Genomic DNA, 19,789 nt, shown 5'->3' with positions numbered 1-19,789 from the left:
TTCGGAATCTGGGCTCATAACCTCAGAAGAGCAGCCCAAATGGCCAAATAAGCAACGATTAACGGATACAGTTACACAGTAGCCCCCTGAGATTCACCACAATGAGATGCTTCTGCCAAAAAACGATTTTTTCAGGAGTAACTAGCTAACGCTGGTGTCGGCTTAGGTCCCGAACCCTTTCCTTGTGGCTGTATTCGATGTCGGCGACCGCCGAGCCCCTGGCGATGGCGGAGCCGTAGTTGCACTTATGCAGATAGGTACAATTTTGTAAATTCCTATCTGCCAAAAGGAAGACCTTCCTCCAAACGGGAGGAAGGCCTCATGCATCCTAGCGGCGCGCAGCTGCCGCTTCGCCCTTGTACAGGCCGGATGCGAGCAGCTCGTCGAGAATTTCGTTCAGCTGCGGGATGGTTACCTGCTGCTTCGCATCGGAGAGGGCCACATCCGGATCGGGATGCACTTCAATCATGATGCCGTCGGATCCAACTGCCAGGCCTGCTTTTGCGGTCGGCAGAAGCAGATCCCGGCGACCTGTCGAGTGAGTCACATCGACAAAGACAGGCAGGTGCGTCTCCTGTTTCAAGAGCGGTACCGCGGAGATGTCCAGTGTGTTGCGGGTCGCTTTTTCATAGGTGCGGATGCCGCGCTCGCAAAGCATGACTTGTGTGTTTCCTTCGGACAGGATGTACTCGGCAGCGTAAATGAATTCCTCGATGGTAGCAGACAAACCGCGCTTCAAGAGAACCGGGTGGTTCAGACGTCCGACTGCCTTCAACAGTTCGAAGTTCTGCATGTTGCGTGCGCCGATTTGAATCACATCGATGTACTGTGTCGCCATCTCCAGGTCGGCCGGAGTAACGATTTCACTGATCGTCACGAGGTTGAACTCGTCGCCGATGCGCTTGAGGATTTGCAAGCCCTCAACGCCCAAACCCTGGAAGTCGTATGGGGACGTACGGGGTTTGTACGCGCCGCCGCGAAGTACGCGCAGGCCGCGCTTCACGTGATTCTCGGCTACGGCGCGAACCTGCTCGTAGCTCTCTACGGAGCAGGGGCCGGCGATCATGATCGGAGTGCCTCCGCCAAACTCCACGCCTTTTACGGTAATCACCGTGTCCTCCGGCTTCTTCTTGCGGCTGACGAGCAGTACCTTCTTGTTGTCGTCCTTTTGCAGGTCCAAAGACGCTTGGAAGATCTGCTTGAACAGGTGGCGGATGGTGTTGTCGCTGAATGGCCCGTTATTGTTTTCCACCAGCTGATTGAGCATTTGACGCTCCCGCTCCGGATCAAAGCGGTTGATGCCTTGCTTCAGCTTCTCTTTGCCCAGATCCTGAACGAGGGTCGCCCGCTTGTTGATCAGTTCGAGGATTTGCAGGTTGATCTCGTCTATTTGTCTGCGCATGGTCTCGATTTGGTCGTGTGCCATGGTACTCTCCACTCTCCTCTTTCGTGTATGGTAGGTATTGCAGTCGTTAGACCGTAAATTAGGGACTATTATAATCGAAGCAGGCGTCTTTGTCAGCAGTTTAGCGCCAAAAAGCGCGAAAGTATTTTGTAAAGAAAATTGCAGCGTTTTCAAAAAAGTTTTGCGATTCTCTGTCTGCAACATTCGACAGGATTCTCGGGCGGTAAGTCGAATGATAATAGATAGAAGAATTTGGTTTCCCGCGATGATTTTCCGCAAGGAGTGACATACACTTGTCAAGTAACCATACAGTCCCGCAAGAGCTGATTTTTGCATTGGATATCGGAACACGCAGTGTGGTCGGATTGATTGTGGAACCGGTCGGCGACAAGTACAGGGTAGTCGACTGCGCCATCCGCGAACACGACGAGCGTTCCATGCTGGACGGGCAAATCCACGATGTCGTGGCTGTTTCCAAAGTGATTCAACAGATAAAGGAGCAGCTGCAGGAAAAATACGGGCCGCTCACCCAAGTCGCGGTCGCTGCCGCCGGCCGTTCGCTGCGGACGCGCCGCGTACAGGTGGAACTGGCGATCTCCCAGCACGCCGCCATTACACGCGATGACGTATTGACGCTGGAGTTCTCCGCTGTTCAGGAGGCACAGGCACAGCTGGCGCAAGAGCTGAACGAAAAGGATTTTACCCGCTACTACTGCGTCGGCTACAGTGTGGTGAACTACTACCTGGACGGAGAACTGATCGGCAACCTCGTCGACCAGCGAGGCGACACAGCCCGTGTGGACGTGATTGCCACTTTTCTTCCGCGTGTCGTCGTCGATTCGCTGCTGGCCGCGTTAAAGCGTTGCGATTTGGAGATGCAGGCGCTCACTCTGGAGCCGATCGCCGCAATTAACGTACTGATCCCCGCCACCATGCGCCGACTCAATATTGCACTGGTAGACATCGGCGCAGGCACTTCCGACGTCGCATTGACGGAAGAGGGCGCCGTAACCGCGTACGGCATGGTTCCGGTTGCGGGCGATGAAATTACCGACGCGCTGATGAACGCCTTCCTGCTCGATTTTCCCATGGCCGAAGAAGTAAAACGGGCGCTTCATGCAAACGAGATGGTCACTTTCCAGGATATTCTGGGAATGGAACACACCCTCCCGTCCGAGGAGGTGGTGGCTGCCATCGACGGCGAAATCAACCAGCTGGCTGTGAAAATCGGCACCAAAATCCTGGAACTGAACGGAAAATCTCCGCAAGCGGTCATGTTGATCGGCGGAGGCAGTTTGACCCCGAAGCTGACGGAAAAGATTGCCGGGGTTCTGGAGCTGCCTCCCGCACGCGTGGCGGTACGAGGTGCTGACGCCATTCAACAGTTCGTCGGCTCGCATCCGTTAATCAATGGGCCTGAGTTTGTCACCCCGGTGGGCATCGCCGTGGCTGCGAGACGCCACCCCATCAAATACGTCACCGTTACAGTGAACGACGCGCCTGTCCGCATCTTCGATCTGCGCAAAATGACACTGGGTGACGCACTCATCACCGCGGGGATGGACATACGCCGCCTGTACGGAAGACCGGGTCTGGCCATGACGGTAACGGTGAACGGCCGGATGAAAATCATTCCGGGCGGACACGGTACGCCTCCGGTCATTCAGAAAAACGGCGAGCCGGCCGGTCTGGACGCACCGATCGCAAACGGTGACTTCATTACCGTCATCCCCGGACAGGACGGCCACGATGCTCAAGCCGTCCTGTCCGATCTCGTAGAGCAGCCGGACTGTCTGGAAATCATCTGCAACGGCCAACCTCTCTCGATCGGTCCAATCGCCTTGGTGGACGGTGTTGCGCGCTCCTTTGACTCGCCGCTTGCCGACCGCAACGAAGTGGAAATCCGCCTTCCCCGCACGGTGGAAGAAGTGCTTCAGGAAGCAGGCCTTTTTCCATCGCAGGAACCGGTGTCAGCCGCCATCCGGTTTACGGTGAACGGTCAGCAATACAACCTGCCGCAAACGGTGATGACGCTTACGGTAAACGGTAAGCCAGCCGCTCTTTCCGACCGGGTCCGCTCAGGTGATATCATTGACTTCGCCATCGAGCCTTTTGCGCTGCCGACCATCCAGGAAGTGATTCCGCCGGAAGAATGGGTACAGGAGCAAATCAAGGTGTCATTCAACGGCAAACCGGTGGTTCTCTCCACTGCTCACGTGGCCATTACCATGAACGGAATGCCGGTCCAGGCGGCCGAACAGGTACAAGACGGCGCGGTCATCAACGTAAAGGCCACTCCGGGATCCAATCCGCTGTTCAGCGATGTCTTCCGATACGTCGACATCCCGCTGGACAAGCCGCAGGGGAAGGGCGTCTCGAAGCTGACCACGCTGGTGAACGGGGAACCCGCTTCCTTTCAGACGGAGATCAAGAACGGGGACAAGCTTGAACTGTATTGGGAGTAAACAAAAGGCGACCTGAATGAGGTCGCCTTTTGTAGTGTATAAGAATTTATAAAATTGGACATCGAATACAGCCACAAGGAAAGGGTTCGGGGCCCCGCCCGGCGAAGAAGGGGACCCCACTCGGCACAGCGATAGCTAACGCCGAGTGGGTCGAGGATAGCTAATGCCGAGTGGGTTTTCTTACTGTTTTTGCAAAACAGGATTCTCTACGAGGTTTCAATCCACGCCCGCGCACGGCGGGCGACTCAAATTACAGCAAAAAGCGAATGACCGCATAGCGGTTTCAATCCACGCCCGCGCACGGCGGGCGACAACAACGATCAGCGATTGGTGGACCCGGTTCCCTGTTTCAATCCGGACCCGCGCACGGCGGGCGACTGGGAGATATGCGCCTTTAGGCCGCGTTCTCCCTTGTTTCAATCCACGCCCGCGCACGGCGGGCGACGCGAGCAAGGCAGCTGAACGATACATGCGGTACAAGTTTCAATCCACGCCCGCGCACGGCGGGCGACATGGCTCAACCTGAGAAATTTGGGGCTATCCAAGTTTCAATCCACGCCCGCGCACGGCGGGCGACTTGTCCGGCTGGTATGTTCAGGGAGTAGTCGATCTGTTTCAATCCACGCCCGCGCACGGCGGGCGACTTACGACTACTCGAACTTCTGTTAAGCCATAATTGTTTCAATCCACGCCCGCGCACGGCGGGCGACATGGTTAAGGATGTAGGCGATACGAGGTTAGCAGGGTTTCAATCCACGCCCGCGCACGGCGGGCGACACAGTACTTTGCACTAACACGGGCGGCCATCCAAGTTTCAATCCACGCCCGCGCACGGCGGGCGACGCTCACGTCACCTGCGAATAATCAAACATTATCCGTTTCAATCCACGCCCGCGCACGGCGGGCGACATCTGACCAACGCAACAATCTCCAGTAGCACCGTGTTTCAATCCACGCCCGCGCACGGCGGGCGACAGTACTTCCAATAAACACTTGTCACGCTTAAGTTTTTTAACTTGTTTCCGCGAACCCATACAAGATGTTTGAATCCACATCCGCCCATAACGGGGTACTATATCACAAATATTGAGGAATCAGGCTTGCGAACCACACTGGTTTCTAATGTTCACTTGGGGTTCGCACTCATTAAATCATCATAAATCCCTCCGGATCATACCCCTGTTTTGCACCTATATGCTCTACTTTCCCTTTCCATTTTGACCCCAGGTGATAGAACCGCAAACTGTCAGTCTCTGGATTAATAATCTTTTGCAATTGAAACTGCAATTCTGCGAACTGATGAGGATCCATCAAGCACTCAAACACTGAATTTTGTACACGCTGTCCATAATTTTCACATAACCGAGCGACCTTCCGCAGTCTTTTTTGCCCTGCAACAGACTGTGTACTGACATCATAAGTGATTAACACCATCATCCATACTTCACCTGCTATTTCCAGAAAAATGGAGGATAATCATCCAAATCCCCTCGCATGTACCTTGCCAACAACATCGCTTGAGCATAAGGCAACAACCCGATAGCTATCTTCTCATCAAGAAACGGATGACGAATCTCATCCCTCTTGCGCTGCTGCCATTCAGTCAGCACGGTTTTACGGGCATCGTCTGTCAAGATAAATGCTCCTGATTCCTTCTCAATGAAGTCGTTTGGAGAAAGTTGCTGACGATTAATCAATGTTAATGCTGTGCGATCTGCCAAATATACTCGAAATTCCTCCATAAGGTCTAATGCCAGACTATTTCTTCCCGAGCGATCCCGATGCAAAAAACCTAATTGCGGGTCTAACCCGACTGATTCTATCGCATGAGTCACATCATTAGCCAGTAAAGTGTACAAGAACGATAACAACGCATTAATTCGATCTGTTGGCGGCCTTTTTACTCTCCCGGGAAATGGGAAGGACTCTTTGTTTACAAGTACTTGTTCTGAAATGATGGAGAAGTAATGACGAGCCGCCAGCCCTTCAGCACCTCGCAGTTGATCGAGCGATTTGCTATTCCTCACTTCTCTTATCTGTCGATCAAGCATGGAGATCACAGATTTAAATTGATCCTTGTTTACTCGATCTGGGTAATCACGCAATGTCCGTTGAACCGATGTCTTAGCATTGGCTATCTTGGCGTACAAAAAACGTTGAGCGAGCAAAAGTGTCTTCTCATCATTATCACTCCAACGATATTGCGTGCGCCTCAAATGCACATTACCCTTTGTTTCCCCGGTAACACGGGCTTTAAACTGACCATAAGGAGTCAAGTAGACAAGGGAAACGTTGTTTTCAATACAGAGTTGCATAGCATCTGGACTCACGCCTTTATATCCAAACACGATGACCGATTCCAGATTTAAGATCGGTACCTGCAGCTCTTTTGCTCCACTCGCACTTACAAGTAACGTTTCACCTTTGGAGCCGATATAGGCATCCGGCAATGTCACATAAAGCGTGTTCAATAGTCGTCTTATTCTTCATCCCCTCCTATGTGTTGCATGATATAAGCAGCAGCCGACTTAGCGCCGGAAGCGCTCAACTTCGGTTGGCAAATTGTGAGGAGCGAGCACTGTTGACAGTGTTTTTTATAAAAAGCGCGAGGTGTAATCCCTTCATCATAATAATGGCGCATCATTGCGACAAGCGCTTCAACACGCTGCCGATGTTCTTTGGTTAATTCAATGCGCTCTCTTCTGCGTATCTCGGCGTAATATATGATCCCGGCTGGAACAGCAACATTCAGCATTTCTTCGAGACATATCGCCTGGGCACATAATTGGACGATGTCACGGTCGTCGGACTTTGGTTTTCCTCTCTTGTATTCAATAGGAACCACCGTCCAGAACCCTTGACGGCCATCTAACACAATCGTTTCGTCGGTTTTCTCATTCACACGCCTGAACTCCACCATATCAGCGATACCGCGAATCCTCAAATTTTCGGATACGATCGGCATGGAGCGGACAACTCGCAAATCACCTCTAGTTTCATCAAAACCATCATCATCAACACGGCGATGAACGTGCTGGCCTTGTGTGGTCAGCACATTCTCCTGCCATTGTTGTTCTACATGGATTAGGGCCCACTGACGTTCGCAAAAGGCAAAATGTTGAATGCCTGATATCATTAAAAAATCGTTTTCATCTTTCAACATACATCTTGTACCAGTAACCTACAATTTTTCGTCAATCGTAACTCCTTGTGGAGCCTCTCCGATCAACACTTCATAATCGTCGAAGGAGCGCGCAATATCAATGCCCGATTTACGTGCAACCTTTACCAATTGAAACAGTTTATGCGCAGGCGCATTGCCTAAAGGTGTCGCGTGTTCAAAGACGATCAGTTTTTGAGTCGCCATCTTTCCCCGAGAAGCGGATCGATCATGGTCAAACATATTTAGTAACGCCGACCATAGCACTTCCAAGTCTTCTTCGCCAAAATTGGTCTGATTCGCTAACGGTGCCGACACATACCCTTCCATACGATAAAGTCCATAAGGAACAATACTTTTCCTACCCATCGTACGCTCTTTCTCCGCATCTTTCTCATTCGTGACAGCCATCCGTGTGATTGTTATTTCCTGTGGTGCAATCGGGTCAATGCTTTTGGAAAAACTGAATTGGATGGGTCCCCGAACTTGACCACAATTCACTCCTGTTGTCATCACAGCGCCAAATGCACGTATGTCATAATACTTGTTACACATCCAACGTGCCAGCGTTAGTTGATCTTCTTTTTTCTTCGCTTCCATCTTATCCGCTTTATTTTCCTTCAATTCAATATCCGGATTATTTTCGAATGCTTCCTTGTTCAGATTATTCAAGACCGCCGCTTCTTTCACGTAGATTTCAAATGACGGTTCTCCGCTTTTGGCAAGCTCCACATAATTACGTACCTTGCGTTTGATGCATACATCCGTGACCAGTCCGCAACCTGTCTCTGCATCCAGCCGGGGCAAGTTCCCGGCATCTGGATCGCCATTTGGATTGCCGTTCTCGACATCAAACAACAGCACAAACTCATATCGTTTCGTCAGTGCCTTTTTTTCACTCATCTTATTATCCCTCTTTTCGTAAGTTTTTGACTACTTTTCCGATTTTTTCGTGTACAGGTCTTGTCTTTGATGATAATAGCCAAGCGCAAACATCCCTTGTTCTTCTAATGTCAACCGTTTGGGAAATTGTTGCGGCAATGCGTTCATCACTTCCTGGATGCGCTGGTCATTGCTTCTCCCCCATTCTTCGTCCTTGGCGATATGGTGCTGAGTCAAACGTAACAATCGCGGAAACACGTTGGCAGGCGTAGCTGACGCCGCCCCCCAGAAACGGTCGCGTATCGTGGCGTTAATCCCTTGCCCCAAAGCGCTCACCTGTGTTTTTTCCAAACATGCGAACAACCTTCCCAAATGATATGGAACACTCGTAGATTGTTCATTCAGTGCCATTGTGATTTCCCCTTCCACTGTATTTTTACTTGCACGAAGCTGACGAAGTAAATACGCCTTGATCATGGCTGCACGGACTGCGCCAATCTTGTGCAAACCTTTCTTGGGATCATCGGATTCGGATCGAATTCGATTCATCAACTGGGCAAATACCGCCCGCGAATAAGGCAATCCGAGCAAAATGGATCGAAGCATTTGACCTTCCATGTTTGGAGGGATATTCCCCCAATCGTGACCAACGGCAATTTCGCGCAGCAATTCTCGAATGGTTGGGCTGCGGTCCAGTCCGATAATGGACAAATCCTTATAGTGCCACCAAATACGCTCTCCAATCTCCCCCAAAGTTCCTGTGTACCAGAAACGAACCGATAATCTCGCCGCATTGGGGGATAGCCCCAAAACATAAAACTTCGTATCTGCATCCAGATCATGAAATGTGTCTCTGAATTGTTGACCTTGTTGAATACGCGTAACCGCACTTTTCACGCGTGCTCTAACGCTCTCTTCATCCGGATGTGAGGTATCCTCTTCCTCTTGAAAATCCTGAAATAAACTGGACAACAAGTCCTGCTCATTAGAAGTGGCTGATTCTGCCCAAAAAACCACCGTGGTATCATTCATCCGCACTTTATGCTTCGGATCGGCCAAAAACTTGTTTAGCACATATCCATAGGCATCGGCAGCTTTTTGAGAAGTAGGTGCATTATATGATTGGTCACGTCCATAAGAACAGAAAGAAGCGATATTGAACGAAACGATAGCCGCACCAGAGGATTGTGCGCCTACAACATTTTTGATGCTGGGGTGTAGACGGGCAATTTGATGGACTGGCGTTTGCTCTCCAGATATTAAACACATCTGAGCCCTTTCGCCGGATTCTTCCCCGCGCAATTGGTTGTGGTAGTTCTCCCAAGCTCTTTGAATATGTCGATCTTCATGAAAAAATTTGCCTGTTGGTGCGTACTTTAGAACACAAAGACCTCCACTACTTAACGATTTTTGTAAATTGTCATCAATTAAACTGTGAAGCTGATCCGACAACTGTTCACTCGTAAAGTCTAAAAAAGAACGCAGTGCGTTAATCTCAGCCGATTCAGTACTTGTGTTATCTAATACATCTCTCCATAAACTCCTCATTCCATCTCTACATGTCTCACGCATAGATAAAGCGGAGCCAAACAAATATTCTGCTTTATCACACAAAAAATAGGGATTGATTCCAGAGCCAGCCCTTTTAACTTGTTTGGGTACATTATAGGTCTGTTTCTCTACCTTTCCTTTCTCATTTACATACGGGATAACAGCTACAACATGCCCTCTTTCGTCCAAATGAATTTCAAAAGACGCATCGGCTGACGAGTACTCCTCTCTCGGCATACTGTCGCCTTCTCTTTCCAACAGCAACTGATAATAGCGGTTCAACGCCTGTAAAATCATCGGGTCACCTCCCGTCAGCCAAGGCAGGCACTTCAATCACACTGTCCACCATCCGGGCGCGAAAGAAATGCGGGAAGACTTCTTTCGTATCGCCCTTCATATCCATGTGAAAGGTTTGATCCAGCAGCATATAACCTAAATCAACATCGCCAGGATGAACATTCTCGTATGTAAAAGTACCCGCACTATCTTCCAGCAATTCAAAATTCGCCGGAAATTCCCGGCAGCCAAGGTAAGGTCGATGAAAGCATTGTCCCTTCCTTACTCGCCGTAAAAAGATGTTATAATGCTTCTCCGGCGTATCCTCTTCTCCTCGTCGCTCGGTCATCTCAAAGTGGGCTTCGATGATATATTGAACATTTCGCAACACCATAGACGCCCGTTGCTGTCGTTCCTCTGCCGCATAGATTCCTTTCTTCTTTGAAGAAGCTTTGGACTCTACTTCATTCCTGCGGATATTTTCGAATCGAATCGGATTCACGACATGAATCCGATCAATGACCCAGCGGATCGCCGGCTTCCAATGAATGGCTTCAAGAATGCCGCGAGCAGCCGAGGGAGTCATCACATCATAGCTAACCCGTTCCACCTTCATCTCGGGACGGGTAAAACATGCGTACTCCCCCCAAACTCGCAATTTTATTCCATACCCCATCATATCAACTCCCTTTTAAAATATAAGCGTTTCAACCTCTGGCGAATCAGTTGCCGCCAATAATCCCGTCTGCGGATGATAGTAAGATTTTTCAAGCAGCAACAGGACCCCTTCGACGTTCCTTAACAGATTGTTTCTTTGGAATTCCATGAATTCATGCTGATAAATTTGTACCGTATACGACTGTAATTGACGCATTGCGCTCAACGGGTAAGGGCTTGCCGAAAGTTTCTCGATCAAGACTTCAGCGTTGGAATCATAAGGAACCACGATCGTCTGCATGTTTCCATCAATAAACTTGAATTTATCCGCAATGTCCTGATATGGGATTTCCAGATTGCCTTTTTTGCTTTTCAACAGATTCATGATCTTTTCCGAATCTGTGATTTCCTCCACCCTGCCATCACAGATTCCATGTATCCGCTCAAAATAGTTTTCGATGCACGCTAAAGATAACGGAGGCTCTTTCCGATACATCATCGTATTTTGCGCTTCTGTCGCCGTCTCTCTCATCCAGCCTTTTGAAGGCATACCGTGCTTCTCCGGGTAAAATACCATCACTTTCCCGGACTCTCTACGGCCTTCCCGATTGCAGCGTCCCGCCGACTGCGCGATCGAATCCAATCCCGCGTAAGCACGCAATACCTGCGGAAAATCCACATCTACGCCTGCCTCGATTAGTTGAGTTGATACCAATCTGCAAGGTGACTGATTGTGCAAGCTCGCACGGACTTCAGCCAGGATATCCGACCGGTGTTTCGCACAAAGTCGGCCGCTCAGATGGTAAAGTCCCTCCACATTACGATTTGCCAACTCATCAAACAATATTTTTGCATGCTTTCGCGTGTTCACAATACAGAGAACTTGTTCGGTCTCCTCCATCCATTCGACAATTTGACGGTCTGGCACAATCTCCGTATTGCTCCCGTGCACCACAACCTCTACACGCTTAAAAACATCCATCAACTCGGAGGGTGCAGGGGTATCCATAATTTCCGTTACCTGCACGCCCAGCCCTTGCCACGATGGCTGCGTCGCCGTGCAGAGAACAACTGTACATCCGTATGATTCGACCAATTCCCCAAGAGCTTGTAAACAAGGCTTCATGTACCCTCTCGGTGTGCTCTGCACTTCGTCAAGGATAATCACAGAATTCGCAATGTTGTGCAGCTTCCGGCATTTGCTGCGTTGATTGGAAAACAGCGATTCGAAAAATTGCACAGAAGTGGTTACAACTACAGGTGCATCCCAATTCTCGGCACTTAGTTTTAAACGGCGAACGTCATCACTTCCATAGTTTTCCTCATATTCTTCATAAGAAAAATTACTGTGGTGTTCCAAAACGGCATCTTCTCCAAGTGCGGCGCGAAATTGCTCGGCATTCTGCTCGATAATACTGGTGAACGGGATAACATAAATAATTCTGCGCTTGCCAAACTTGACTGCATGTCGCAGAGCAAAAGCTAATGAGGATAACGTTTTGCCGCCGCCGGTTGGAACGGTTAAAGAAAACATCCTTGGTGTTGCGTCGGCCTGACGCTGACAAGCAGCGAGAATTTGTCTCCGCTTTTGATTGATGGGGGTATCCGTAATATGTTCCAGTTTTTTCGACATATATTCGTTAAACCTAGTTTGCAATTCAGTGATAGAAAGCGGTTGCTTTGTCTTTACTATTTCACGATCCACACCATTACAGTAATCTCTGGTGTCGATCGAATCCGCGTCAACCAGGCAAGAGTAGAGCATTCTTCCAAGAAAGCTGTAACTCCATGTCGGATGGTCCTTATTCCAGCCAGAAACGAGAGCCGCTTTCTCTGCATGCCAATCCTGTTTCGCAATTTCAATTTCCTTCCAGGCAGATGACCAATCCTTAATATCTTCTTTTGCCAGCCGACACTTCAAAGTTCCTTCTTCATCGACTGTTCCATAGTTTTTTAACCCGCCGTGATGGCCGGATATTGCATGTGCAATTAATCTGGCCAAATAACGATCCAGATTGGTTTTTCCCAAATATTCGCGAACCACTTCATCTTTGACAATCCACTGTGCCCCTGCCGTTGAATGATCGACCCGAATTTGACTACCTCGAATGCGTTGTTGAAACTCTGATGAGTACTTGCCAATATCATGCAGAATTCCAGCTAAATACCCCAAATACCCGGCACCAAAAATATTTGAGTATTGCATGCTTCGACTAGCGACACCTTGAAGATGATCTTTCAACATTTGAAATTGATTGTCATCTCTAGTGTGAGCATAGAAGTTCATGGACATATTACGGCTCCCCCCGTCAAATCACCAGCCAAATCGATTATCTCTATCAACCCTTCACGTTTTATTGATGTAAGTTCGTTTGTTTACACGTTTCGACCATTTAGAATATTTTTCCTTCTTTTCTATTCTGTTCTATTATCAAGGAGGCGCTTTACTCGACATGTTATTATCGGAAGCTGTAATAAAGTTAAATTCAATTAAAAAACTCTCTCCGACTATCGGAGAGAGCCTCTTTCCTTATTCCTTCATCGCTTCTGCAATCGCGTCCTTGGTGATCTTCCAGTGAGACGTATGCCATTTCACCGCACCGTCTTCCAGCAGAAAAATTTGCGGCGACTCGTGCTTGATTTGAAAGCGGTCGGCCACTTCATTGGAGACGGGACGGTCTTCCCGTACGAGAATCACAGCCGCCGGCATCTCTTGTTCACGCAAAAACGCTTGAAACTCCTCATACGCCGTGGCGCTAATCGGGCAGATCGTGCTGTGTTTAAACAGCAGGCGTTTGCCTCCTGCCTGGATAAATTGATTCAGTTCCTCTACGGAGTGCAGTTGAACGGTGTCAGCCATCTGGCCTCAACTCCTCTCTTCCTGTTTCACTGGTTTTCAGTATACGGAAAAACCGCCTGGAAGTCCACGCGCCCAGTACCCTCCAAGTGTCTCACCTGCTCCTCCTCCCCCAACTTACCTTTCCCACACGAGGAAAAAAGGGGTGTCCTCGCAGCGAGGACACCCCTCTGATAACACTAGATCATGATTTTGGTCAGACGCTGGCGAAGCTCCCGCATCCAGTTCTGGTCCCCCAGCGATTGCGCCAGCAGGAACAGATCGAGCAGTTCATCTACCTTCTCTTCCACGACACCTCGCATGGCCGATTCTTCTCCTTCTTTTACGACCAATACGAGCAAATTGGATAACTCTGACACTTCTTCAAATTCAATCGCCTGTCGCTCTGGATTCTGGCCCAGTTCTTCCATCAACGTTTTCAGATCGTCCTTGATCACCTCTACGACCTGAGAGTGGGCACAGCAGTCATCCTCACATACATGAACCGGCACATTGAGAATCTTCACGCGGTTGCGGTACACGACGTTTCGCAGCATGATGTGCATGTCTTTCCCACAGCGGCTGCATTTCTTATGCATGAGTTCACCTCTTATCCACTATGTATACCCCTACTTATATTCGCGCCAACCTGTTTCACTCCTGCTTGCCGTGAGGTGGTACATGGTGGATACAGTTCCATTCCATGCAAAAAGCCCGCCCGAAAAAGTCTGGGCGGGGCTCTTTCTGCCTTCATCAGGCGTAAATCGCGTTTACCTTCTCGCAATGCGGACAGACCGCCACTTTACCGGTTTGCCCTCGTTCGTCTTCCACGCGGTATCCGGTAATCCGTTCGGAAAAGCAAAACAGACATTCCGTATTAAAATCCATGTCGTATTGCGCCTTCCAGGCAATGGACTTAAAGTCTTCCCCGACGTTGATGGTAATGGAGAGAAATTGATGCTGCGATGCGGAAATCGCTCTGCGCATATAATTGCCGTCCTTTCGTTTTGCCATAGTCTTCTTGTATCCTCTAGCTTTTCCTGATTTTCTGAATAATAAACATTTGAAAAATAGGCATATGCCGTTACGCCCCTGTGCGAAAACCCATATGTTATGGATGTAAGCACAAGAGGCTTAAATAACGAAGGAGGATGTTCATTCATGAGCAGCATCTTTAACGGTGACTTCGACGATTTTACACTTGTATTGATCCTGTTTATCCTGCTGGTCATCGTAGCTTGTGCGTGTGAAAATAATCATTGATAAGCTAACATTTTAAGGAGTGCACGCATATATATTAACACCGAATCCTGTTGCGCGTTCTGCCGCACGGCTACCCTTGTGTCCCCGGGTAGCTTTTTTTTCTTTTTTCTGTGTAAAATAGGAAGGAATCGACGAAAGCGAGGTACATAAGCATCCATGAAAGATCCCCGATTAGAAAAACTGGCTGACGTGCTGGTCAATTACTCCACGCGCGTGCAAGCGAACGAAAACGTCCTGATTTACGCGATAGGAGAAGTAACCGATCTGGTTCGTGCCGTGATCCCCAAGGTGTACGAGGCAGGAGGCAATCCCTATGTTCAATTGATTAACCCGCTAGTTCAGCGGGAGCTGATGCTCGGCTTCAAGGAAGAGCAGCTGGCTGTCATGAGGGAAGCAGACGTTTCCTTCATGAAAAAGATGGACTGCTATATCGGCATTCGCGGCGGCGATAACATCAATGAATACGCAGATGTCCCCGGAGACAAGATGAAGCTGCACTCTACGCTGCTGCAGCGGCCCGTACTGGACGTGCGCGTCCCCGAAACCAAATGGGTCGTTTTGCGTTACCCCAACGCGTCCATGGCTCAGCTTGCCAACATGAGCACGGAGGCCTTCGAAGACTTCTACTTCAAGGTGTGCACCCTCGATTACAGCAAAATGTCCAAAGCAATGGACAACCTGGTGGAGCTGATGCAAGCAACCGACCAGGTACGCATCACAGGCCCAGGAACCGATCTTTCGTTCTCCATCAAAGGGATCCCAGCCATCAAGTGCGCCGGCGAAAACAACATTCCGGACGGAGAGGTCTTTACCGCTCCGGTGAAGGATTCGGTCAACGGCGTCCTGAGCTACAACACGCCGTCTCCGTATCAAGGCTTTACCTTCGACAATATCAAGCTGACCTTCAAGGACGGGAAAATTGTGGAAGCTACCGCCAACGATACCGCCCGCATCAACGATGTGTTTGATACGGATGAAGGCGCCCGCTACATTGGTGAATTTGCGATCGGCGTCAATCCGTTCATCCAAAACCCGATGAAGGACATCCTGTTTGACGAGAAGATTGACGGCAGCTTCCATTTCACACCTGGCCAGGCTTATGATGAAGCGTTCAATGGCAACAAATCCTCCATTCACTGGGATCTGGTCTGCATCCAGCGTCCGGAGTGGGGCGGCGGGGAAATCTACTTCGACGACCGCCTGATCCGAAAAGACGGCCGTTTTGTCGTTCCCGAACTAGAATGTCTCAATCCGGAAAACCTGAAGTAGCAGCGAAAAAAGCGAAAAGACGAAGACGTCTTTTCGCTTTTTTAGTGTATAAGAATTTATAAATTTGGACATCCCATACAGCCGCTAGAAAAGGGGTCGGGGCCCCGCCCGGCGAAGAAAGGGACCCCACTCGGCTCAGCGATAGCTACCGCCGAGTGGGTTGAGGATAGCTAATGCCGGGTGGGTTTTCTTATGATTTGCAGACAGCGTGATCGCTCACCGGCGGCGCAGCGGAAGCGACAGTCCGGCAGGCATGTTACAGCGTACAAGCGTGCTGCTCGAGAAGCCCCGGTATTTTTTGCTCCAAAAAAGAGATCGTGGTTTCCAGGTGGTGTATGGTATATTCCCAGCAAAACCGTTGGTATTGGTCAAATCCATCCCCCAGTTTTTGCAAGGAATCCTTGCTGTGGGTCAGCATTCTTCGCTGTGTTTCCAGACAAGCATTCAGCAGCGCCTTTTGTTCCTCAGGCGTACGACTGCTGCCAAAGAAGATTTTCACCAGCATGTCGGAACGAAGCACCGGCGGCAAAATAGGGGTTTGAATTTCCTGATGGAACAGCTGACGGCCTGCATCGGTAATTTTATACAAAATTTTATTGGGCTTTCCGGACTGGATAATTTCCTGTTTGGTGACGTAACCTTCTTCCTCGAGCTTGCGGAGCGCGGGATAGATCGCTCCAAAGCTGGCATCGTAAAAGAAGCCGATGCTGTTGGAAAAAGCCTGCTTGATATCGTATCCACTCATTTCACCATAGCTCAAGAAACCGAGTATGATCGTTTTGACATCCATCTCTCTATGCTCCTCCATTACAAATCATTTCGCCCAGTTGTCTCTTTATCTGAAAAAATATTTCGGCTCTTTCGTCATTATAAGTGGAAATGCATGTGGATACCAATGTGATTTCTTTATTATATCAATCAAAAATATTGATATTAAAACAGTCTAAGAATTTGGGCGTCCCTTCCCTCCGACGCTGCCATAGAATGATACATACCTATCTGCTGTAGGGGGAGAGATTGGTGAAAAGTAGAAAATGGTCCAGTTACACAAAAAATAAATACCCTGTGAGCAGCAGTCTTCACCCGTTCAACTTCTTTGTCCCGATCGTGGAGCGCGTCAAGGATGGCGTCGTCTCCATCGTCACCGAAGATACACCTCATTCCCATAATATCGACCAGTTGATTCGCAGCTTGATCTCCCAAGAGATTCCGCTGCCGACGGAGCGAAGCTTTGGCTCAGGATTTATCTTTCATCCCAAAGGGTACATCCTGACCAGCGAACACGTCGTCGGCAAATCCAAGACGATTCTCGTGAAACTGTGCAACGGCCGCGTATTCGAAGCCAAGCGAGTGCTGAGTGACCCCAAACGGGATTATGCTGTCATCAAGATAGACACCGATTTCAAGCTTCAACCGCTGCCCTTGGGAAGATCGTCCGAGACCAAAGTGGGCGAATGGGTAATCAGCATCGGTTCGCCGCTTGGTTTGGAAAACTCCGTCACTGCCGGAATTATCAGTGCGAAAAATCGTCGTCTGCAGGTGGCGAGAAGGACGTACGAGGAGATTTTTCAGACGGATGCCGCAATCAATCCGGGCAACAGCGGCGGCCCGCTGATTAATTTGAACGGGGAAGTGGTCGGTCTCAACGCCTTTATTATTCAATCCAGTCAATGCCTCGGCTTTGCGATCGGCATTGACGCGCTCAAACAGCAGCTGGAGAAATTCGTCTTCAAATAAAAAAGCTTCCGTCGAGCTTTCCTCTCCAAAAAAATACCCCCGTCTATTGGGACGGGGCTTGTTTTTCAAAGGCAATCAGATATACCTCGCTGCCTTCACGGTTTAACTGCTCTTCCGCTTGCTTGAGGCGATTCAGCTGTTCATCCGTCAATGCCGCAATCGGAAGTTCATCAAGCTGATTTTTTTTCACTTGGCATTCCTCCGTGGAGTGGGACTCGTTTGTAGTCTGCCCTCAACCGACGTTATGTATGATTTACGCACTGTGACGAAACGCCTTGGCTATGGCCGCACATGAACGCTTGCAGAAAAGAATGGGAAGAGAACGTTCCTTTGCCTGGCTTTTTACGGTTTTCGCCAAATTGTGGTTGACGAAGTCGGTCAGAACGAGAATCATATCGACACTGGTGGGGATTTTCACACCCGTTTGCGAACTTTTCCGACCGGTCACGTGGTGAATTTCCTCAAATCCCCGCTCCTGCAACAAGTCGACGATGTTGCCGAGACGATCTCCACCGATAACGAGAATGGCTGACATATAAAAATACCTCCTTGCACTGATTTTTCTGGTGTATATTTTTTTCAGCAATTGATAATGAATATCACTCTTATTGATAAATATTATCATTCCCATTTGGTTTTGACAATACTCCCCATGATAACTTTTTCTCAACGACACAAACTACGAAGAGACTTACATATTTCTTGCCCGGTGTATTTTTCCAACGGTATAATATAAGATACATTCTTTTACGAGGAGGTGGAGTTCGGGTGCAGGAAATGTCTCAGCTTTACACCATTTTTAATCAAACCAAAGGATTTATCACTCGGTTCATGGGAATTATCCAACCCATTATTGATTCCGCCCAGGATGAACATTCCAAACTGTACTACCATCACATTCTGGAAGAAGAGGAACAGCGACTCGGCCGACTGAACGAGCTCATCCCCTACCTCGGCTCTCTGACAGAGGATAAAAAGGCGGAACAGCTGAGCGACCGCGAACTTTCCCGTCTGTTGTCAGACATTAATCTGGAGCGTTTTGGACTGCACAATTTTCGGGAGCATCTGGAGCTCTCCTTGTACGAGTTTCAGGACGAAGAGACGCGGCAGCTGCTGAACCGCATGCGTGAAGCAACGCAGAACGACTATCTGCGCGTCAAGGAAATCATGGCGACGCTGAGCGAAAGATTTTCCGATGTATATCACGCCAATCTGACCGACCATGACGAGGGCCACGAGATCCATCAAGTTGACCATTTGAAGGTATCGGCCTCCAAGGAGTCCGCTCCTGCGGCTGAACCGCAGATGTTCCCCTCCTCTGCTGAACCTGCGGGAAAAAAGGGATTGACCGTCGGTAGTCTGAAACACCGGTAACCAATACACAGAGATGATTGGAGGAACGTGAAATGGACAAGCTCCGTAAATTTCCCGACTCCCCTCTTTCCCAAGGGGAATGGAGTCAACTGGATGAGACCGTCATCGAAATGGCCCGCCGTCAACTCGTAGGACGACGCTTTATCGACATCTACGGGCCTTTGGGCGAGGGAATTCAAACGATTACCAACGATATTTATGACGAATCCCGCTTCGGCGGATTGAACCTTCGCGGTGAATCGCTGGAATTGACTCAGCCGAGCCGCAGGGTAAGTCTGACCATCCCGATCTTGTACAAGGATTTTGTGCTTTACTGGCGTGATATTTCCCAGGCCCGGACGCTGGGCATGCCGCTGGATATGAGTGCGGCGGCAAATGCGGCGGCAGGCTGCGCATTGATGGAGGACGATTTGATTTTCAATGGTTCCCCGGAATTTGACCTGCCGGGCCTGATGAACGTCAAAGGCCGCCTCACTCATCTGAAAAGCGATTGGATGGAATCAGGGAACGCTTTTGCCGACATTGTGGAAGCTCGCAACAAGCTGCTGAAAATGGGTCACAGCGGTCCGTACGCTTTGGTCGTCTCTCCTGAGCTGTATTCGCTGCTCCATCGCGTACACAAAGGCACCAATGTGTTGGAGATCGAGCATGTCCGCAATCTGGTTACGGACGGAGTCTACCAGTCTCCGACGATCAAAGGGCGGTCCGGCGTACTGGTGGCAACCGGTCGCCACAACCTGGATCTGGCGATTGCCGAGGATTTCGACACGGCGTTTTTGGGCGACGAACAGATGAACAGCCTGTTCCGCGTCTATGAATGCGTCGTTTTGCGGATCAAGCGGCCCAGCGCAATTTGCACACTGGAAGAAACGGAAGCGTAATATAACCCAGCCGACGTAAGCTATCGCTGGTGT

20 protein-coding genes and 1 CRISPR repeat array are annotated in these 19,789 nt (G+C 49.5%); of the genes, 6 read left to right on the top strand and 14 right to left on the bottom strand.

Annotated elements, in window-relative coordinates; genetic code table 11:
• Positions 1 to 328 precede the first annotated feature (328 nt).
• Positions 329 to 1,426, bottom strand: coding sequence for a bifunctional 3-deoxy-7-phosphoheptulonate synthase/chorismate mutase (locus tag ACE99V_RS00910; RefSeq protein WP_400489065.1), 1,098 nt, complete (start codon positions 1,424 to 1,426; stop codon positions 329 to 331).
• Between the two features lie 272 nt (positions 1,427 to 1,698).
• Here ACE99V_RS00910 and ACE99V_RS00905 point away from each other — a divergent pair, with 272 nt between their 5' ends.
• Complete coding sequence (locus tag ACE99V_RS00905) at positions 1,699 to 3,870, top strand: cell division protein FtsA (RefSeq protein WP_400489064.1); 2,172 nt, start codon at positions 1,699 to 1,701, stop codon at positions 3,868 to 3,870.
• Between the two features lie 213 nt (positions 3,871 to 4,083).
• Positions 4,084 to 4,845: direct repeats of the CRISPR family, unit length 32 nt; unit sequence GTTTCAATCCACGCCCGCGCACGGCGGGCGAC.
• A 171-nt stretch (positions 4,846 to 5,016) separates the two neighbouring features.
• Here ACE99V_RS00905 and cas2 read toward each other — a convergent pair.
• The 10 genes from cas2 to ACE99V_RS00855 form a co-directional block, all read right to left on the bottom strand.
• Positions 5,017 to 5,307 carry a CRISPR-associated endonuclease Cas2 gene (cas2, locus tag ACE99V_RS00900; protein WP_400489063.1) on the bottom strand — a complete coding sequence of 97 codons (291 nt, stop codon included), beginning with the start codon at positions 5,305 to 5,307 and terminating at the stop codon, positions 5,017 to 5,019.
• 14 nt (positions 5,308 to 5,321) lie between these two features.
• The gene (gene cas1c / locus ACE99V_RS00895) at positions 5,322 to 6,353 is read right to left on the bottom strand and encodes a type I-C CRISPR-associated endonuclease Cas1c (RefSeq protein ID WP_400489077.1); all 1,032 of its coding nucleotides are present in this window, start codon (positions 6,351 to 6,353) and stop codon (positions 5,322 to 5,324) included.
• Positions 6,350 to 7,033: a CRISPR-associated protein Cas4 gene (gene cas4 / locus ACE99V_RS00890; protein WP_400489062.1), complete on the bottom strand. Its 684-nt coding sequence runs from the start codon at positions 7,031 to 7,033 to the stop codon at positions 6,350 to 6,352. The genes cas1c and cas4 overlap by 4 nt, the downstream gene beginning before the upstream one ends.
• An 18-nt stretch (positions 7,034 to 7,051) precedes the next feature.
• Complete coding sequence (gene cas7c / locus ACE99V_RS00885; RefSeq protein ID WP_400489061.1) at positions 7,052 to 7,933, bottom strand: type I-C CRISPR-associated protein Cas7/Csd2; 882 nt, start codon at positions 7,931 to 7,933, stop codon at positions 7,052 to 7,054.
• A 30-nt stretch (positions 7,934 to 7,963) separates the two neighbouring features.
• A complete protein-coding gene (gene cas8c, locus ACE99V_RS00880; protein WP_400489060.1) occupies positions 7,964 to 9,760 on the bottom strand; it encodes a type I-C CRISPR-associated protein Cas8c/Csd1 in 1,797 nt (598 codons plus the stop codon).
• A gap of 4 nt (positions 9,761 to 9,764) precedes the next feature.
• The gene (gene cas5c / locus ACE99V_RS00875) at positions 9,765 to 10,418 is read right to left on the bottom strand and encodes a type I-C CRISPR-associated protein Cas5c (RefSeq protein ID WP_491624832.1); all 654 of its coding nucleotides are present in this window, start codon (positions 10,416 to 10,418) and stop codon (positions 9,765 to 9,767) included.
• 12 nt (positions 10,419 to 10,430) lie between these two features.
• Complete coding sequence (gene cas3, locus ACE99V_RS00870) at positions 10,431 to 12,689, bottom strand: CRISPR-associated helicase Cas3' (RefSeq protein WP_400489059.1); 2,259 nt, start codon at positions 12,687 to 12,689, stop codon at positions 10,431 to 10,433.
• A gap of 237 nt (positions 12,690 to 12,926) precedes the next feature.
• A complete protein-coding gene (ytxJ, locus tag ACE99V_RS00865; protein WP_400489058.1) occupies positions 12,927 to 13,256 on the bottom strand; it encodes a bacillithiol system redox-active protein YtxJ in 330 nt (109 codons plus the stop codon).
• Between the two features lie 176 nt (positions 13,257 to 13,432).
• Complete coding sequence (locus ACE99V_RS00860) at positions 13,433 to 13,831, bottom strand: hypothetical protein (RefSeq protein WP_400489057.1); 399 nt, start codon at positions 13,829 to 13,831, stop codon at positions 13,433 to 13,435.
• 154 nt (positions 13,832 to 13,985) lie between these two features.
• Positions 13,986 to 14,219, bottom strand: a complete 234-nt coding sequence (locus ACE99V_RS00855; RefSeq protein WP_400489075.1) for a hypothetical protein — start codon at positions 14,217 to 14,219, stop codon at positions 13,986 to 13,988.
• 174 nt (positions 14,220 to 14,393) lie between these two features.
• Between ACE99V_RS00855 and yjcZ the strand changes: the two genes are divergently transcribed.
• Together yjcZ and ACE99V_RS00845 are read left to right on the top strand one after the other, a co-directional pair.
• Complete coding sequence (gene yjcZ / locus ACE99V_RS00850) at positions 14,394 to 14,495, top strand: sporulation protein YjcZ (RefSeq protein WP_400489056.1); 102 nt, start codon at positions 14,394 to 14,396, stop codon at positions 14,493 to 14,495.
• A gap of 156 nt (positions 14,496 to 14,651) precedes the next feature.
• Positions 14,652 to 15,764, top strand: coding sequence for an aminopeptidase (locus tag ACE99V_RS00845; RefSeq protein WP_400489055.1), 1,113 nt, complete (start codon positions 14,652 to 14,654; stop codon positions 15,762 to 15,764).
• Between the two features lie 256 nt (positions 15,765 to 16,020).
• On the opposite strand, the gene ACE99V_RS00840 is transcribed toward ACE99V_RS00845, so the two are convergent.
• Positions 16,021 to 16,554, bottom strand: a complete 534-nt coding sequence (locus tag ACE99V_RS00840; RefSeq protein WP_400489054.1) for a PadR family transcriptional regulator — start codon at positions 16,552 to 16,554, stop codon at positions 16,021 to 16,023.
• A 230-nt stretch (positions 16,555 to 16,784) separates the two neighbouring features.
• Here ACE99V_RS00840 and ACE99V_RS00835 point away from each other — a divergent pair, with 230 nt between their 5' ends.
• The gene (locus tag ACE99V_RS00835; RefSeq protein ID WP_420997932.1) at positions 16,785 to 17,501 is read left to right on the top strand and encodes a S1C family serine protease; all 717 of its coding nucleotides are present in this window, start codon (positions 16,785 to 16,787) and stop codon (positions 17,499 to 17,501) included.
• A 43-nt stretch (positions 17,502 to 17,544) separates the two neighbouring features.
• On the opposite strand, the gene ACE99V_RS00830 is transcribed toward ACE99V_RS00835, so the two are convergent.
• Positions 17,545 to 17,691, bottom strand: a complete 147-nt coding sequence (locus tag ACE99V_RS00830) for a hypothetical protein (protein ID WP_400489047.1) — start codon at positions 17,689 to 17,691, stop codon at positions 17,545 to 17,547.
• A 63-nt stretch (positions 17,692 to 17,754) separates the two neighbouring features.
• Positions 17,755 to 18,036: a DUF2325 domain-containing protein gene (locus ACE99V_RS00825; protein WP_400489046.1), complete on the bottom strand. Its 282-nt coding sequence runs from the start codon at positions 18,034 to 18,036 to the stop codon at positions 17,755 to 17,757.
• A gap of 242 nt (positions 18,037 to 18,278) precedes the next feature.
• On the opposite strand from ACE99V_RS00825, the gene ACE99V_RS00820 reads away from it, so the two are divergent.
• Both ACE99V_RS00820 and ACE99V_RS00815 read left to right on the top strand, forming a co-directional pair.
• Entirely contained in the window at positions 18,279 to 18,875 is a 597-nt protein-coding gene (locus tag ACE99V_RS00820; RefSeq protein WP_400489074.1) for an IMEF encapsulin system ferritin-like cargo protein, read from the top strand.
• Between the two features lie 32 nt (positions 18,876 to 18,907).
• Entirely contained in the window at positions 18,908 to 19,756 is an 849-nt protein-coding gene (locus tag ACE99V_RS00815) for a family 1 encapsulin nanocompartment shell protein (protein WP_400489045.1), read from the top strand.
• Positions 19,757 to 19,789: the final 33 nt, after the last annotated feature.

The sequence above is a fragment of the Brevibacillus soli genome (genome assembly GCF_044759095.2).
GTDB lineage: Bacteria > Bacillota > Bacilli > Brevibacillales > Brevibacillaceae > JBIYSM02.
Note: the sequence above shows the minus strand (reverse complement) of the source record. Positions and strands in the feature narration are given on the sequence as shown.